The following is a 16,216-nucleotide window of genomic DNA, read 5'->3' on the forward strand; positions in this document are numbered from 1 at the left end:
AGGGAACGACAGGAACGGTGGCCGCGTTCCCTCATCCACCGAACAAACACGATCACGTTATCGAAGAGTGACACGTCGCCGCAGCTCAGAGCCCTGCCGCAGGAGTCGCTTTCCGGCCAACGCGCCCTGGCGCCTCACGCTTCCGGAGCCTTCGGCAGGTCCGTCGGCAGTGCGCGCGCACCGTCCTCCGTGACGCGTGTCGCACCGAAGTAGTCCGGTGTGTCGATCTTGTCGAAACGGATCACCGCGCCGGTGTACGGAGCGTTGATCATGTACCCGCCGCCGACGTACAGCCCGACGTGCCGGATGGCGCGCGAGTTGTTCAGATCGTCGGAGAAAAAGACCAGGTCGCCGGGGAGCAGCTCGTCGCGGGAAGGGTGCGGTCCCGCGTTGTACTGGTCGTTCGCCACCCTCGGCAGCTCGATCCCCACGGTGCGGTAAGCCGCCTGCGTGAGACCCGAGCAGTCGAAACGGCCGCCCTGCTCGGGCGTTCCGTTCCCGCCCCACAGATACTTGGTGCCCAGCTTCTGCTGCGCGAAGTAGATGGCCCCGGCCGCCTGCCGGGACGGCTCGACCCGCCCCACCGGCTTGGCGAAACTCTTCTCCAGGGTCCGGATGACCTTCACGTAGTTCTGCGTCTCGCGGTACGGAGGAACACCGCCGTACTTGATGACCGCATAGGCCCCCGCGTTGTACGCGGCAAGCATGTTGTCGGTCGGATCACCCGGCGCCTTGCGAACATATCCAGCCAGTTCACAGTCGTACGAAGCCGCCGACGGAATCGCGTCCGCCGGGTCCCACACGTCGCGGTCGCCGTCCTTGTCCCCGTCGATGCCGTGGGTCGCCCAGGTGCCCGGGATGAACTGCGCGATGCCCTGCGCCGCGGCGTGGCTCTGCGCCCTGGGGTTCCAGCCGCTCTCCTGGTACAGCTGGGCGGCGAGCAGCGCCGGGTTGATGGCCGGGCAGAGGTTCCCCCACGTCTGCACCAGCGACTGGTACTTCGCGGGCACGGCCCCCTTCGCCAGCCCCACGGCCGCGTTCTTGGCGTTCCCGCCGAGCAGCCCGGCCGCGGCCGAGTACGTCCCGACGACGAGCAGCGCGACGAAGCAGAGACAGAACCCGATCGAGAGCCCAGCGACCAGCCACGCCTTACGCACCGTCAACCGCCTCTCGACGCCTGGTAGTCCACCCGCCGTCAGTGTAGGCGGCAGGGGTGTCCGCCGAGGGCCCCACCGGCGGCCCCGCCCGGGAGGCGTCCGCCGGCCGAGCGGGCGAGGCGTCCGGCAGGTGGACACCCGGACAGCACCTCCGGAACGCCCGGCGCTCAGCCACACGCTTCTGACCAGCGCGGAAAGGCAGTTGGCGGACCCCTGCCACCGCTGCCGCCTCCCGGCGCACCGGTGCGGACACGCCCCTCGTCTGCCTAGGATCCCAGCACGTGCCTGAAGAGAGGCGTGGTCCGCGGGGGGTGCCTGATGCGCGTGATGACTTCGGAGACGGACGACACCGGCGTGCACCACAGACTGCGCTTCAACGTTCTCGGAGCGCTGGAGATCCGGGACCGGAACGAGCCCGTCCTCATCAACGGGGCGGTGCGCCGCCGCACCCTCACCGTGCTGCTGCTCGAAGCCGGCCGCGTGGTCCCCGTCCCGCGCCTCGTCGAGGCCGCCTGGGACGAGGACCCACCCGGGAGCGCGGCACACCAGATCCGCAAGGCCGTGGCCGAACTGCGCCGCCGAATACCGGGCGGGGCCGCCGTGATCCACACCGACGGCCCCGGCTACCGCATCTCCGTCGCCCCCGGGCAACTCGACCTGCTCCGCTACCAGGACCTGTTACGCGCGGCGCAGACGGCCCAGGAGAACGGGGAACCCGACCTGGCAGTCACCCGTCTGCGCTCGGCGCTGGAGCTGTGGCGCGGCCCCGTCCTCGCGGGAGAGGGCGGCCGGGTCGTCGACGCGGCGTCCACCGCGCTCGAGGAACAGCGGCTCGGCGCCGCCGAGCGGCTGTACGAACTGGCCATCGAAGCCGGTGAGGCGGCAGCGGTCATCGGCGAACTGCGCGCCCTGGCCGCGCAGTACCCGCTGCGCGAGACACTGCGCGGCCGGCTGATGCTGGCCCTGTACCACACCGGTCAGCAGGCGGCGGCCCTCGACGAGTTCAACCGGATCCGGGACCTCCTCGACGAGGATCTCGGCATCGCCCCCAGCGCGGAACTGTGCGAGCTGCAGGCGCACATCCTCCGGCAGGAGCCCTCCCTCGCCCCGGCCCGGCGGGGGGCCGCCCGCGCCGGCACCGCACCCCCGGCGGCCGTGGTGCCCCAGGCGCTCCCCTTCGACGTGCCGGACTTCTCCGGCCGCGCCGTTGAGCTGGAACGGATCCACGCGGTCGTCGAACACACACCGCCGGGCACGCCGACCGTGATCGCCGTCGACGGCATGGGCGGCGGCGGCAAGACCGCGCTGGCCGTGCGCGCGGCCCACCAGCTGGCGCACCGCTACCCGGACGGCCAGCTCTTCGTCGACCTGCGGGGATTCACCCCGGGGCAGGAACCGCTCAGCGCGTTCCGGGCCCAGGGCGACCTGCTGGCCGCCGCCGGCATCTGCAGCGAGGAGATCCCCGGCGTCCCCGCGGGGCGCCACGCCCTGTGGCAGTCCTACATGCGGGGCCGCCGCATGCTGCTCGTGCTGGACAACGCCGACACGGCGGAACAGGTCCGCCCTCTCGTCCCCGCCTCTCCCGACAGCCTCACCCTGATCACCAGCCGCCCCCGGCTGACCGACCTGGACGGCGTGGAATGGCTGTCGCTGGGCGCCCTGCCGGAACCGGACAGCCACGAGATCCTGCGCCACACCCTCGGCGGGGAACGGCTGGAGCGGGAGGCGGACGCAGCCGCCGAGCTGCTGCGGCTGTGCGGCGGACTGCCCCTGGCGGTGCGCATCGCCGCGGCGCGGCTGTCGAACCGGCCCCGGTGGACCGTCCAGCACCTGGTCGACCGGCTCCGGGACCACGGACGGCGCCTCGACGAACTGTCCAGCGAGGACCGCGGCGTCGCCGGTGCGCTGTCCCTGTCGTACGAGTCCATGCCCCGGCAGGACCGCAGGGCCTTCAGACTGCTCGGCCACCACCCCGGCCGGTACATCGACGTGGAGGAGGCCGGCGCACTCCTCGGCCGCGGGACGACGGACGCCGAGGACGTGCTCGAGCGGCTCGTCGACGTCCGCCTGCTGGAGGCCCGGGAACCAGGGGCGTACGCCTTCCACGACCTGGTGCGGCACTTCGCGCGGCGGCTCGCCCAGGGCGAGCCGGGCCCCGAGGACACCGATGCCGTGGAACGCCTGCTCGACCACTACCTGGCGCGGGCGGAGAACGCCGGCGACACCCTCTTCCCCGGCAGGACCCGCTACAGCGGCCCGAACGGCGGACCCCCTGGCACACTGCCCGCGTTCCGCACCCGGGACGCCGCCCTCAAATGGCTCGACCAGCACCGGGACAGCCTGCTGGCCGCGGTGGACATGGCACGTGGCCACGGGCTGCTGCGGCACGCGGGACGGCTCCCGCGCGAACTGGGCTTCCACTCGAGCATCCGCAGTTACGACCTGGAAGCGAACGTGGCACTCGAAACCGGCGTCGGCGCCGCACAGACCTTGGCCGACCCCGCGCTGACGCGGCTCAACCTCACCAATCTGGCCATGGGGCAGTGGCGCCTCGGCCGCATCAGGGAAGCCGTCGCCCGCCTCGAGGACGCCCTGGACATCTCGCGCTCCATGGACGACGCGCGCAGCACGGCCGAATGCAAGGCCAGGCTGGGTCAGGCGTACAACAGCCTGGGTGAACTCCGGCACGCGCTGAAGCTCAGCGAGGAGGCCAACCGCACGGCGCGGGCGACGGGCTTCGCACGGCTCGACGGCTCGTCACTGTCCACCATGAGCCATGTGCGGGCGCGGCTGGGCCAGTTCGACGAGGCCGTCGAGGCGGCGCGGCAGGCGCTCGTGGTCTTCGACTCCATCGGCGAGATACAGCTGTCGGTGGACGCCCTCGCCTATCTGTCCAGGGCGCTGGAGGGCACCGGCCGCCACGAGGAGGCACTCGGCCGCGCCGACGAGGCCGTGGAGCGCTGCGAGCAGCTGCGGATGCCGTCGGTCCTGCCGGTCATGCTCGCCCGCCGCGCCGACGTGCTGCTCCGGATGGGCCGTACGGCGAGCGCCAGGGAAAGCGCCCTGCACGCGCTGGCGGAGGCGGTCCGGAGCACGGACGACATCCACCGGGCGACCGTGCACCTCTCCGCCGCCCGGGCCCACCAGGCCGGCGGCGACTTCCCCGCCGCGCTGCGGCAGAACCGGCTGGCCCTCGACATCGCCTCCCAGATGGAGCTGCGGTACGAGGAGGCCGAGGCCCTGAGCGGGCTCGCCGCCGCCTGCGGGGCGAGCGGGGACGACGACGCGGCAGCCGCGTACCGCGGCGCCGGCGACCTGCTCTACTCCCGCATGGGGGTGCCGGAGAGCCTGTACCGGCCCTCCTGAGCGGCCTGCGCCCAGGAAGACCGTGACGGCCGTCCGCCCGTCCCCGGGTCAGCTGTTGCCGTTGTTGTCCTCGGTGTCGAGGGGGGCGTCCGTCGCGGGCGCGGCACTCGTGCTGACCGGTCCCGCCGACTGCCAGCCGGAGTCGGCGGTGGCGGCCTGCGCCGGGCCGGCCAGCACGCAGACGAACGCCCCGGCCGCGACGAGCGAGACGACAGTGGTGAGCTTGGTGCGCATTCCAGGTCTCCTTCAGGATCGGGTCTCCCTCTTGCGTCACTGATGCTGGCGCTTCGCCTTCCCGGGCCGATACCGCCTCGACACCCTGCCGATCCCCCTGCCGTCCACCTCCGGCTCAATAGGCCATGGACGCTATTGACCAGCGGTTTTGTCTTCCACCGTGCTGCCGGCGGCTGCCAGTGTTCAGGCGGCGGCAAGGAGGAGAAGACATGAGCGCCGAAGAAATCCGCATGCAGGGCATCCCTGTGTCAGCACTCGCCGAACGCTTCGGAACCCCGCTGTTCGTCTACGACACCGACGTTCTCGACAGCACGTTCCGAACCCTGCGCGAAGCTCTCCCGCAAGAGATCGACATCTTCTACTCGCTCAAGGCCAACCCCAACATCAGCGTGTGCGCCTTCCTCGGCACGCTGGGCGCGTGTGCCGAAGTCTCCTCGTACACCGAACTGGTCACCGCGCTGCGGGCCGGCATCGCGCCCGAGGACATCATCTTCCTCGGCCCCGGCAAGGACGAGCGTGAGCTCACCGCCTGCGTCGAGGCGGGCGTCCACGCCGTGGTCTGCGAGTCCATCGCCGAACTCCACGACCTGGACGCCCTGCTGGAGCGGACCGGACACGGCACGTTCCCGGCGATGCTGCGGGTCAACCCGGCCTTCGCCACGAAGGGGTCCGGACTCTCCATGGGCGGCAAGCCCCGGCAGTTCGGCATCGACGAGGAGACCGTGCGCCGCTCCAAGGAGGAGCTGGCCGCACTGCGGCACGTCGAGGTCATCGGCCTGCACGCCTACATGGGCACCCGGATCCTGGACGCGGCGGACGTCGTGCACAACACCCGGAGCATCCTCGCCACCGCGGAGGAGCTCGCCGGCGAACTCGGCGTCCCGCTGCGCACCGTGGACGTCGGCGGCGGCCTCGGAGTCGCCTACTTCGACGGCGAGAGCGATCCGGACGTGGCCGCCCTCGGTGCCGGGATGCGCGAAGCCGTCCTGCCCTTCACCGCACGGCACCCCGGCTGCCGCGTGATCATGGAACTGGGGCGGTACCTGACCGCGCGCGCGGGCACGTACATGGTGCGCGCCCGTTATGTGAAGCAGTCCATGGGCGAGTGGTTCGTGGTCGCCGACGGCGGCACCAACCACCACATGGCCGCGGTCGGCATCGGCAGCTTCGTCAAGCGCAACTTTCCGGTGCGGCACCTGAACCGGCCCGACGACGCGGCGGCACGCAACTACTCCCTGACCGGCCCGCTGTGCACCCCCAACGACGTGGTGGCCAAGAAGGTGCCGCTGCCTCAGGTGCGACCGGGCGACCTGCTGGGCGTCGAACGGTCCGGCGCGTACGGACCCAGCGCGTCTCCCGGGCTCTTCCTCAGCCACGGCTTCCCGGCCGAGGTGATGGTGCACGGCGGCGAGGCCCATCTGGTGCGCGAGAGGGACACTCCCGAGGACATGCTCCGCCGTCAGCGACTGGTCGACCTCGGCAGCGGGGAGCGCACATGACCGCCTCCGCGCCGCCGCACACCAGTGCGGCGGACCGGGTCCTGCTGCCTCCGGGGCTGCGCATCGGACTCGACGTGCTGGACCGCACCGAGCTGAGCCGGCTCGCCGAGCGGGACTGGTTCCTGCGCTACACGTTCACCCCTGAGGAGCTGGCGCTCGCCGCCGGGATGTCGCCCGGACGGCGGCTGGAGTTCCTCTCCGGCCGGTTCACCGCCAAGGAGGCCGTCCTCAAGGCACTGGGCCGGGGCCTCTTCCAGGGTGTCGCCCCGTGCGAGATCAGCATCGACCGCACCGGCGCCGGCGCCCCGGCGGTCCGCTTCACCGGCCGCACCGCCGGTCTGTCGCTGCCTCAGGTGGCCCTGTCCATCGCGCACAAGAAGGACGTCGTGGCCGCTGTCGCCGTCAGCATCGCGCCCCAGAAGCCCCCAGATGCCAGAGAAGCCCGAGAAGCCCGAGACACCGAGAAGAACGCCACGTGACCACTGGGAGGAGTCCCTCTCCATGAACACACCGGAAGAAGAACCCACCGAGCCCACCACGGCCTTCCTGCGCAAACGCATGAGCCAGGCCGACGCCCACTACGGCGGCGACCTGATCGACGGCGCCTCCGTCCTGCGGCTCTTCGGCGACCTCGTCACCGAGATCACCGTGCGCGTCGACGGCGACGAGGGCCTGCTGTCCCAGTACGAGAACGTCCGCTTCACCGCTCCCGTCCACCCCGGTGACTACATCGAGGCCCGCGCCACCCTCGTCCGCCGCACCCGCCTGCGCCGGGTCGTGGAACTCGAGGCCCACAAGGTGATCTCGGCACGCCCCGGCGCGTCGCCGAGCGCCGCTCAGGCCCTCGCCGGCCCCCAGCTGGTCTGCAGTGCCACCGCCACGACCGTGGCACCGCTGGTGGCTCGTGACGCCACCGCCGAGGAGGCGGCCGTATGAGCCCGGACGGACAGCAGCCGCGGCTGCTGCACGACATCCTCGACCGCGCCGCCGCCCGCTTCCCCGAGCACGTGGCCCTCACCGACCACCGGCGCGGCCTCACCTACCGCGAGCTGGCAGCCGCCTCCCGGCAGGCCGCCGCCGTCTTCGAAGGACGGGGCGTACGGCGCGGCGACCGCGTGGTGATCTCGGCGTCCGACGGCCCGTCGACCGCGACGGCGCTCTACGCGCTCTCCCGGCTCGGGGCGGTCTTCAGCGTCCTGCACGAGCAGGTACGGGGCGGCCCCCTGGAGCACGTGCTCCGCGACAGCGAACCCGTCCTGCTGGTCACCGACGCCGACGAGGCCCGGGACACGGCCCGGGCGACCGGCACGGCATGCGTGTCACCGGCCGAGCTGCTGGAGCCGGCGGCATCCGGCCCGCTGCCCGAGCCCGGCACCCTTGGCGTCGACCCGGTCTGCCTGATCTACACCTCGGGGACGACGTCGCTGCCCAAGGCCGTGGTGAGCACCCATCAGCAGATGCTGTTCGCGGCCTCCGCCATCCAGCAGAGCCTGCGCTACCGCGCCGACGACATCGTCTTCTGCCCGCTGCCGCTCTCTTTCGACTACGGCCTCTACCAGCTGTTCCTCGCGGCGCTCAGCGGCGCACAGGTACGGCTCGCCACGCCCACGGAGGCGGGACCCCCGCTGCTGCGGAGCCTGGAGAGCAGCGGCGCGACCGTGCTCGCGGGCGTCCCCTCGGTCAGCGACCGGCTGGCGTGGCTGCTGTCCAGGTCGGGCCCGGGCCGCGGCGGCCCGGCGGGACTGCGCCTGCTGACGAACACCGGTGCCGCACTGCCGGCCGAGACCATGACCGCACTGCGCTCCGCCCTGCCCGGCCTGCGCGTCCAGGTGATGTACGGCCTCACCGAGTGCAAGCGGGCGGCGATCATGCCACCGGACGGGGACCTCGACCGCCCCGGGTCCAGCGGCCTGCCGCTGGCCGGCACGGAGATGTACGTGGCGTCGGACACGGGCGAACGCCTGCCCCCGGGCGAGATCGGGCAGTTCGTCGTACGGGGCCCGCACGTCATGGCCGGCTACTGGCGCCGGCCCGAGCTGACGGCCGAGCGCTTCCACCGCGCGGAGGGCCTCTTCCCCGAACTGCGCACCGGCGACTACGGCTGGATGGACGAGGACGGCTACGTCTACTTCTCCGGCCGGCGGGACGACCTGTACAAGGAGCGCGGCTTCCGGGTCAGCTGCACCGAGGTCGAAGCGGCGGCACGCCGCGTCCCGCAGGTGTCCGCGGCGGCCGTGCTGCCCCCGCGGGACGGGAAACCGGCACTGCTCGCCGTCGTCAGCGAGCTGCCCACCGACGAGCTGCTGGCCCTCATGCGTGAACAGATCGAGCCGTTCAAGGTCCCCCGCCGCTGTGTGCGGCTCCCCGAACTGCCCGTCAACGGCAACGGCAAGGTCGACCGGCGGCGGCTGGCGTCCCTGGTCTCCGCCGACGCCTCCCGCCCGGCCACGGCCGGAGCCACGAGCCCCGCTACGAGCCCGGCCACCGCCACGGCCACCGCACCGCACCATCCGCAACCGCACTGAAGGAGAACCCCCATGGACCGCAAGGATGTCGTCCAGGCCCTGGAGTCGGCGCTGACCGACGTGCTGGAACGGCCGGTGACCGGCCTGCGCGGAGAGATCAGGCTCTTCGACGACCTGCACCTGGACTCCACCACGATGCTCGAAATGCTGATGGCGCTCGAGGACTCCATCGGGCTCGTCGTCGACCCCGAGGAACTGGACGTGGACGACTTCGAGTCGGTGGACACCTTCACCGACTTCGTGCTCTCCGCGCCGCTCGCCCCCACGGCCCCCACGGCCTCCGCGGCCTGACCGCCCGTGCCGCCTCCCCACGACCACAGAAGGAGGACAGCATGACGATCACCATGCCGGACCAGAGCGTCTTCGAAGCCCTGGAGTCCGAGGTCCGCAGCTACTGCCGCGGCTGGCCCGCGGTGTTCGACCACGCACGGGGCTCCCACCTGTACGACGAGGACGGTCACACCTATCTCGACTTCTTCGCGGGCGCGGGCGCCCTCAACTACGGCCACAACAACCCCGTACTCAAACGTGCCCTGCTGGACTATCTGCAACGGGACGGCGTCACCCACGCGCTGGACATGTCCACCTCGGCGAAGCGCGACTTCCTGACGTCCTTCCGGGACGTCGTCCTCCAGCCGCGTGACCTGGCCTACAAGGTCATGTTCCCCGGCCCGACGGGCACCAACTCCGTGGAAGCGGCCCTGAAACTGGCCCGCAAGGTCACCGGTCGCGAGACGGTCGTGTCCTTCACCGGCGCCTTCCACGGGATGTCGCTGGGAGCCCTGGCGGTGACCGGCAACGCCTTCAAGCGCGCCGGGGCGGGCGTACCGCTGACGCACGGCACGACGATGCCCTACGACGGTTACCTCGACGACGACCGGGGCCGGGCCCCCGACTTCCGGTGGTTCGAACGGCTGCTCACCGACCCCGGCTCCGGCATCGACCAGCCGGCCGCCGTGATCGTCGAGACGGTCCAGGGCGAGGGCGGCATCAACGTGGCCCGGCCCGAATGGCTGCGCGGACTCGAAGCCCTGTGCCGCCGGCACGACATGCTGCTGATCGTCGACGACATCCAGATGGGCTGCGGCCGCACCGGGCCCTTCTTCTCCTTCGAGGAGGCCGGGATCACCCCGGACATCGTCACCCTGTCGAAGTCGATCAGCGGCTACGGGCTGCCCATGTCCCTCTGCCTGTTCAGACCGGAGCTGGACGTCTGGGGCCCGGGCGAGCACAACGGCACCTTCCGGGGCAACAACCCGGCGTTCGTCACGGCCACCGCCGCGCTGTGGACCTACTGGGCCGACGGCCAGACGGAGAAGCAGACCCTCTCCCGGGGCGACCAGATCGAGGCGACGCTCAGCGCCGTCGCCACCGAGCACACCGCCGACGTGGCGCGGTACCGCGGCCGCGGACTGGCCTGGGGCGTCGAGTTCCACGACCCGCAGCGCGCGACCCGGGTCTGCCGGCGCGCCTTCGAACGGGGGCTGCTCCTCGAGACGTCCGGAGCGCACGGCGAGGTGGTCAAGCTCCTGCCGCCGCTGACCGTCACCGAGGACGAACTGGACGAGGGCCTGAGCATCCTGGCCCGCGCCGTCCGGGAAACCCGCTGAGCGCCACCGCCGTCCGGGAACACGGCTGAGCCGCAGTACCCCGAGCCACCGCGGACCGGAACCCACCCGAGAAACGGAGACCACTCATGATCGTCCGATCGCTCGACGAGATCACCGGAACCGACCGCCACATCCGCTCACGCTCCGGCACCTGGGAGAGCAAACGCATCGTGCTCGCCAGGGAGAAGGTCGGCTTCTCGCTGCACGAGACCACCGTCTACGCCGGTACGGAGACCCGGATGTGGTACGCCAACCACATCGAGGCCGTCCTGTGCGTCGAGGGCGAGTCCGAGCTCACCGACGAGGAGACCGGCGAGACGCATCTGATCAGCCCCGGCACCATGTACCTCCTCGACGGCCACGAGCGGCACACGCTGCGGCCCCGGACCGACTCCCGGTACATCTGCGTCTTCAACCCGCCGGTCACCGGCCGCGAGGACCACGACGAGTCCGGTGTCTATCCCCTGCTCGAAGAGAGCGAGGCGGGCCGGTCGTGACGACAGCACTGGTACCCGAGCGCCCCGCGCCGGCCCGTAAGCAGGCCGTCTTCCGCACCCCGCGCCCCGCGGACGGCTTCGAGGTGTGGCGCCTGGTGGAGAACACCCCCGGCCTCGACACCAACAGCCCCTACTCCTACGTCCTGTGGTTCAAGGACTTCGCCGACTCGTCCCTGGTGGCGACCGTCGACGACGAGATCGTCGGCTTCCTCACCGGCTACCGGCGCCCCGACCAGCCCGACACCTACTTCGTGTGGCAGACCGCGGTCAGTCCGCGGCACGGCATCCCGTTCCTCGGCGTGAAGCTCTTCGAGGCCGCCGCCGAGCGGCAGCGCGAGCGCGGCGCCCGCTATGTGGAGGCGACCGTCTCCACCGAGAACAAGGCCATTCTCATGGTCCTCAAGCAGTACGCCCGCAAGCGCGGGGCGGACATCGGCGAACAGGTCCTCTTCCCGGCCGAGTGGCTGGGCGAAGGCCACCACGACGAGGTGCTCCACCGCATCGGCCCGCTGTCCGGCACCGACCGGCACGAGACCTCCCTTTCCGGCACGCCCGCCCAGCAGAAGGAGCAGAACGCATGACCGTCGCGCAGCGCATCGACCTGTACCCCACCCGCGTCTCCGGAAAGGCCGTCACCCGGCCGCGCGTCGACCCGACGGTGTGGGGCGACGGCCCCGGCCCGCTCACCGGCGCCGAGCTGGAACGCTACGACGCCGACGGCTTCCACGTCTTCGACAGCCTGCTGCCCCCTCAGGAGGTCGAGACCTACCGCGCCGAACTGCGGCGCCTCAGCCAGGACCCGGCGCTGCTGGCGAGCGACCGCGTCGTGCTGGAGCCCGACTCCGCGCGTCTGCGCTCGGTCTTCGAGGTCGAGAAGGTCAGCACCGTCTTCGCCGACCTGCTGAACTCCCCCCGGCTGATGGATGTCGCCCGGCAGGTGCTCAGCTCCGACGTGTACGTGCACCAGAGCAGGGTCAACTACAAGCCCGGCTTCGGCGGCGCCCAGTTCGACTGGCACTCGGACTTCGAGACCTGGCACGCCGAGGACGGCATGCCCCGGCCGCGGGCGTTCAGCGTGTCGATCGCACTGAGCGAGAACTACGAGTTCAACGGGCCGCTGATGGTCATGCCGGGCACGCACAAGACCTTCGTCCCGTCGGTCGGCGAGACCCCGGACGACTTCCACAAGGAGTCCCTGAGGGTGCACCGCATCACCGTCGGCTCCCCCGGTGAGGAGCACCTGACGCGGATGGCCGACCAGCACGGCATCCGGCAGATCGCGGGCCCCGCCGGCTCCGCGGTGATGTTCGACTCGAACCTGCTGCACGGCTCCAACGGCAACATCACGCCGTTCGCCCGTTCCAACATCTTCATTGTCTACAACAGCGTCGAGAACCTGCTGGAGGAGCCCTTCGCGGCACCTCGTCCGCGGCCCCAGCACCTGGGCAACCGGGAGTTCCCCCGCGGTATGTGATCCCCTGACCGGTCCCTGACGACCGTGCGACCCGCCGGCGCGGGGCGACTGCCGAAGTCGCCCCGCGCCTTCGGCGTGCCCGCCTCCGTGGTGCCTCAACGCCTCACGGGTGCAGGACGCCGCCGGGGCCGCGGAAGGTCGTCCGGTAGGCGCTCGGCGAGATGCCCAGCGCCGTGTGGAAGTGCTGGCGCAGATTGGCCGCCGTGCCGAACCCCGCCTGCTCGGCGATCTGGTCGACCGGCAGGTCCGACTCCTCCAGTAACTCCCTGGCGCGTTCCAGCCGCTGCTGGTTCACCCAGTTCATGGGAGTCATGCCGACCTCGTCGCGGAAGCGGCGGTTGAAGTGCCGCACGCTCATCGACTCCCTGGCCGCGAGCTGCCCCAGCGTGATCGGCTCCTGGAGCCGCTGCAGCGCCCATTGCCGCGCGGCCGAGGTCGCGGGCGCCGACAGGGCGGGCACGGGACGGCGGATGTACTGCACCTGACCGCCCTCGCGGTGCGGCGGCACCACCGTGCGGCGGGCGACGTCGTTGGCGACGGCCGTCCCGTGGTCGCGCCGGATCATGTGCAGGCACAGATCGATCCCGGAGGCGCAGCCGGCCGAGGTCAGCACACCCCCGCCATCGGTGTAGAGCACGTCCGGATCGAGCTCCACCTGCGGGAACAGCCGGGAGAACAACTCGGTGTAGCGCCAGTGCGTCGTCGCCGTACGCCCGTCGAGCAGCCCGGCGGAGGCGAGGACGAAAGCGCCCGTGCAGATGGACGCCATACGCGTGCCGGGGCGGATCCGGGCGAAGGCCTCGGCGAGCGGTTCCTCCAGTTCCGGTGTCTCCTGCACGTAGTCCTCGTACGAGGAGAGCACGATCACGGTGTCGGCCTCGGCCAGCGCCTCGGGGCCGTGGTCGACGTTGACGGTGAAGTCGCCGTCGGTCCTCACGGCCCCGGCGGTCAGGGCACAGGTGACGACCTCGTACAGCGGCTCTCCGTCGGCCGACGCTCCCGCTCTGGCCTGGCCGAAGAGCTGGTGCACGATGCCCAGCTCGATGGGGAGCAGCACCTGCCGGGCCAGGACCGCGACGTGGTGCAGGTCTGAACGCGTAAAAACAGGCATGGCCACATTCTTGCGCATGTGGTCCATCCAGACCCTCGTAACGCCGTGTCCGCCACAGCACGCTGGACACATGGCTCAGCTGACACAGACCTCACCGACCGCCCCCACACCGCCCGCGCCCCAGCCGCGCTCGCACCGTGCGTGGCTGATCGCAGTCGTCGCCGGCGCGGCCATCGTCACCGCCGGCGCCTTCACCACCGTCCCCGGGCTGCTGGTCACCCCGCTGCACGAGGCGTACGCCTGGGACCGCGGCCAGATCGCCCTGGCCGCCTCCGTCAACATGGTGCTCTTCGGCCTCACCGCCCCCTTCGCGGCCGCCCTGATGGACAAGGTGGGCATCCGCCGGGTCGTCGTCGGCGCCCTGCTGCTCGTCACCGCCGGCGCCCTGCTCACCAGCGTCATGACCGCACCCTGGCAGCTGGTCGCCTACTGGGGCGTACTGATCGGCCTCGGCAGCGGATGCCTCACCATGACCTTCGCCGCCAGCGTGACCAACAGCTGGTTCGACCGCCGCCGCGGTCTCGTCACGGGCGCGCTCAGCTCGTCCAGCCATCTCGGCCAGCTCATCTTCCTGCCCCTGCTCGCCTGGTCCGTCGACAGCTTCGGCTGGCAGCCGCCGGTGGTGACCCTCGCCTTCGTGGCACTCGCGGTCGCCGCCCTGGTGCTGCTCCTGCTGCGCGACCACCCGGCCGACGTGGGCATGAAGCCCTACGGCGCCACCGAGTTCGTCCCCAAGCCCGCACCGGCCACCGGCGCCGCCCGCCGCACCGTGAACGTGCTGGTGCGCGCCGGACGTACGGGGCCGTTCTGGCTGCTGGCCGGGATGTTCATCATCTGCGGCGCCTCCACCAACGGCATCATGTGGAGCAACTGGGCACCCGCCGCCCACGACCACGGCATGCACGTGACCACCGCCGCCTCGCTGCTCTCACTGATCGGCATCTTCTCCGCCCTGGGCGCGGTCGTCTCCGGGTGGCTCACCGACCGCTTCGACCCCCGCCGACTGCTGACCGTCTACTTCACGCTCCGCGCACTGACCCTGCTCGCGCTGCCGATGGTGTTCTCCGCGGGGATCACGCCCCAGATGATCGTCTTCGTGATCGTCTACGGCCTCGTGGACGTCGCCACCGTCCCGCCGGTCATCGCCCTCGCCAACCGCTGCTACGGCGAGGACGGCCCCATCGTCTTCGGCTGGACGAACTCCGCCCACCAGCTCGGCGCCGGCGCCTCCGCCTTCCTCGGCGCCACCGCCCGCGACCTGTTCGGCTCGTACGGGGTGGTGTGGACGACGCTGAGCGCGATCTGCCTCGTCGCCGCCCTGCTGGCCCTGGTCGTCCGCGCCCCGCGCTCCGCCTAGCCCGGCCCGCCGCACTTCCTCTTCCTCGCACCCTGCCCGACCCGGAACGACACGTCCTACCCGGAATGAGAGGCACACCATGACCCAGACCTGGACCGGCCCCGCGACCACCGCCCGGACCGCGCGCCACCCCCACCCCAACCCTCCGCAGCCCGCCGCGCGACGCCCGCACGTCCCGCAGCCGCCCGCCAAGCAGCCCACGAAGCCGCTCTGCACCTACTGCGGGGCCGACGGTCACACCGACTTCGAGGTCGTCTCACGGCACCGCACCTCCGCCGGCACGACCGTCTGGGTGCGCTGCTCCTGCGGCGCCCTCCAGGTGCGCGTGGTGAACCGCGCGGGCGCTCAGATCGTCGCCCGGGGCCGCCGCGCCGGGACACCGTCCGGGCCGGGCAGGTGACCCAGCTGGGCGGCGAGGACGCCGGCCTGGAAACGGCTGCGCGCACCCAGCCGGGCCATGACCTCGGCGGCCGTACGGCGGGCGCTGCGCGGCGAGACGCCCAGACGCTTGGCGACCGCCTGGTCCGTGCACCCCTCGGCCAGCAGCCGCAGCGCCTCCGCCTGCTGCGGCGTGAGCCCCGTACCGTCGGCCCGGCGCGGCACGCCGAGCGGTGCGGACCGCTGCCAGGTCTCGTGGAAGAGGGCGCAGAGCATGTCCAGCAGCCCACGCGTCCGCACCACCACCGCACCCTGACCGGTCTGCTCACTGTCCACGGCGACGAGCGCGACCTCGCGGTCGCAGACGATCATCCGGTTCGGCAGTACCGGTGTCGTGCGCACCTCGCCGCCGTGCCGGGTGAGCCACTCGGCGTGGGCGACGCTCGCACGGTCGCGGCGGAGGCTCTCCAGATAGACGGTGCGCATCCGCACCCCGCGCTCCAGCAGCCGCTGGTTCAGCGGACGGGCCGCCCGCATGTTCGCCCCGGTCTGCGCACCACCGGGGGCGAAGGTCAGCATCTCCTCCCTGACCTCCGAGTTGAGCACCTGAAGGAAGTCCCGGATGCTGTCGATCCCCTGCAGCACCTCCATCTCGCCGTGCACCCCGTCGCCGGCGCCTGCAGGGAACTCACTGACCAGCCGCGCCGCGGCCGCCCTGCTCTCCCGCAGCCGCTGCTCGGCTGCCCCCAGCGCCGCCTCCTGCCGGGACAGCAGCAGCTCCGCGCCGAGCTGCGGGCTGACGGCGTGCAGCGTGTGCGGCGGCTGGGACGAGGGCCGCACGACCCCCAGCGCGCGCAGCCGCACCAGGGCCACGGCGAGCTCCTGCCCGGACAGCCCCAGGGACTCGGCGAGTTCCCGCTCGCCCTCCCCCGGGACCGTCAGCATGCGCCGGTAGACCCGCTCGCCCACCCTGTTCAGCCCGAGAAGCCCGAAGCTGTTCCCCTTCAT

General features: G+C 71.7%; 16 protein-coding genes. 12 read left to right on the plus strand and 4 right to left on the minus strand.

Translation table 11 applies throughout. The features are described 5' to 3' along the window. Nucleotides 1–134: 134 nt before the first annotated feature. Complete coding sequence (locus OGH68_RS17040) at nucleotides 135–1,157, minus strand: NlpC/P60 family protein (RefSeq protein ID WP_264244968.1); 1,023 nt, start codon at nucleotides 1,155–1,157, stop codon at nucleotides 135–137. A 327-nt stretch (nucleotides 1,158–1,484) separates the two neighbouring features. Between OGH68_RS17040 and OGH68_RS17045 the strand changes: the two genes are divergently transcribed. After that, complete coding sequence (locus tag OGH68_RS17045; protein ID WP_264244970.1) at nucleotides 1,485–4,523, plus strand: AfsR/SARP family transcriptional regulator; 3,039 nt, start codon at nucleotides 1,485–1,487, stop codon at nucleotides 4,521–4,523. Nucleotides 4,524–4,571: 48 nt separating this feature from the next. Here OGH68_RS17045 and OGH68_RS17050 read toward each other — a convergent pair whose 3' ends face one another. Next, on the minus strand, nucleotides 4,572–4,757 hold the full coding sequence (locus OGH68_RS17050; protein WP_264244972.1) for a hypothetical protein: 186 nt from the start codon (nucleotides 4,755–4,757) through the stop codon (nucleotides 4,572–4,574). Between the two features lie 209 nt (nucleotides 4,758–4,966). Between OGH68_RS17050 and OGH68_RS17055 the strand changes: the two genes are divergently transcribed. The 9 genes from OGH68_RS17055 (at nucleotide 4,967) to thpD (ending at nucleotide 12,362) form a co-directional block, all read left to right on the plus strand. Next, nucleotides 4,967–6,256, plus strand: a complete 1,290-nt coding sequence (locus OGH68_RS17055; RefSeq protein WP_264244974.1) for a type III PLP-dependent enzyme — start codon at nucleotides 4,967–4,969, stop codon at nucleotides 6,254–6,256. Continuing rightward, nucleotides 6,253–6,735, plus strand: a complete 483-nt coding sequence (locus OGH68_RS17060; RefSeq protein WP_264244976.1) for a holo-ACP synthase — start codon at nucleotides 6,253–6,255, stop codon at nucleotides 6,733–6,735. Before OGH68_RS17055 ends, OGH68_RS17060 begins: the two co-directional genes overlap by 4 nt. 22 nt (nucleotides 6,736–6,757) lie before the next feature. Continuing rightward, the gene (locus OGH68_RS17065) at nucleotides 6,758–7,192 is read left to right on the plus strand and encodes a 3-aminobutyryl-CoA ammonia lyase (RefSeq protein WP_264244978.1); all 435 of its coding nucleotides are present in this window, start codon (nucleotides 6,758–6,760) and stop codon (nucleotides 7,190–7,192) included. Then, nucleotides 7,189–8,781 carry a class I adenylate-forming enzyme family protein gene (locus OGH68_RS17070; protein ID WP_264244980.1) on the plus strand — a complete coding sequence of 531 codons (1,593 nt, stop codon included), beginning with the start codon at nucleotides 7,189–7,191 and terminating at the stop codon, nucleotides 8,779–8,781. The genes OGH68_RS17065 and OGH68_RS17070 overlap by 4 nt, the downstream gene beginning before the upstream one ends. A gap of 12 nt (nucleotides 8,782–8,793) precedes the next feature. Beyond that, entirely contained in the window at nucleotides 8,794–9,072 is a 279-nt protein-coding gene (locus OGH68_RS17075; protein ID WP_264244981.1) for a phosphopantetheine-binding protein, read from the plus strand. Nucleotides 9,073–9,113: 41 nt separating this feature from the next. Continuing rightward, entirely contained in the window at nucleotides 9,114–10,391 is a 1,278-nt protein-coding gene (ectB, locus tag OGH68_RS17080; protein ID WP_264244983.1) for a diaminobutyrate--2-oxoglutarate transaminase, read from the plus strand. Nucleotides 10,392–10,477: 86 nt separating this feature from the next. After that, the gene (locus OGH68_RS17085; protein ID WP_264244985.1) at nucleotides 10,478–10,888 is read left to right on the plus strand and encodes an ectoine synthase; all 411 of its coding nucleotides are present in this window, start codon (nucleotides 10,478–10,480) and stop codon (nucleotides 10,886–10,888) included. Beyond that, nucleotides 10,885–11,469 (plus strand): diaminobutyrate acetyltransferase, encoded by a 585-nt coding sequence (ectA, locus tag OGH68_RS17090; protein WP_264244987.1) that lies wholly within the window; start codon nucleotides 10,885–10,887, stop codon nucleotides 11,467–11,469. Before OGH68_RS17085 ends, ectA begins: the two co-directional genes overlap by 4 nt. Next, a complete protein-coding gene (thpD, locus tag OGH68_RS17095) occupies nucleotides 11,466–12,362 on the plus strand; it encodes an ectoine hydroxylase (RefSeq protein WP_264244989.1) in 897 nt (298 codons plus the stop codon). Before ectA ends, thpD begins: the two co-directional genes overlap by 4 nt. Nucleotides 12,363–12,465: 103 nt before the next feature. Here the strand turns inward: thpD and OGH68_RS17100 are convergent, their stop codons facing one another. Then, nucleotides 12,466–13,500 (minus strand): GlxA family transcriptional regulator, encoded by a 1,035-nt coding sequence (locus OGH68_RS17100; protein WP_264244990.1) that lies wholly within the window; start codon nucleotides 13,498–13,500, stop codon nucleotides 12,466–12,468. A gap of 43 nt (nucleotides 13,501–13,543) precedes the next feature. On the opposite strand from OGH68_RS17100, the gene OGH68_RS17105 reads away from it, so the two are divergent. Further along, on the plus strand, nucleotides 13,544–14,830 hold the full coding sequence (locus OGH68_RS17105) for an MFS transporter (RefSeq protein ID WP_264244991.1): 1,287 nt from the start codon (nucleotides 13,544–13,546) through the stop codon (nucleotides 14,828–14,830). 79 nt (nucleotides 14,831–14,909) lie between these two features. Beyond that, entirely contained in the window at nucleotides 14,910–15,230 is a 321-nt protein-coding gene (locus OGH68_RS17110) for a hypothetical protein (protein ID WP_264244993.1), read from the plus strand. Here OGH68_RS17110 and OGH68_RS17115 read toward each other — a convergent pair. Then, nucleotides 15,176–16,216 carry a helix-turn-helix domain-containing protein gene (locus tag OGH68_RS17115; RefSeq protein ID WP_264244995.1) on the minus strand — a complete coding sequence of 347 codons (1,041 nt, stop codon included), beginning with the start codon at nucleotides 16,214–16,216 and terminating at the stop codon, nucleotides 15,176–15,178. The two genes, OGH68_RS17110 and OGH68_RS17115, sit on opposite strands and share 55 nt — an antisense overlap.

It is taken from the genome of Streptomyces peucetius, assembly GCF_025854275.1.
Lineage (GTDB): Bacteria > Actinomycetota > Actinomycetes > Streptomycetales > Streptomycetaceae > Streptomyces > Streptomyces peucetius_A.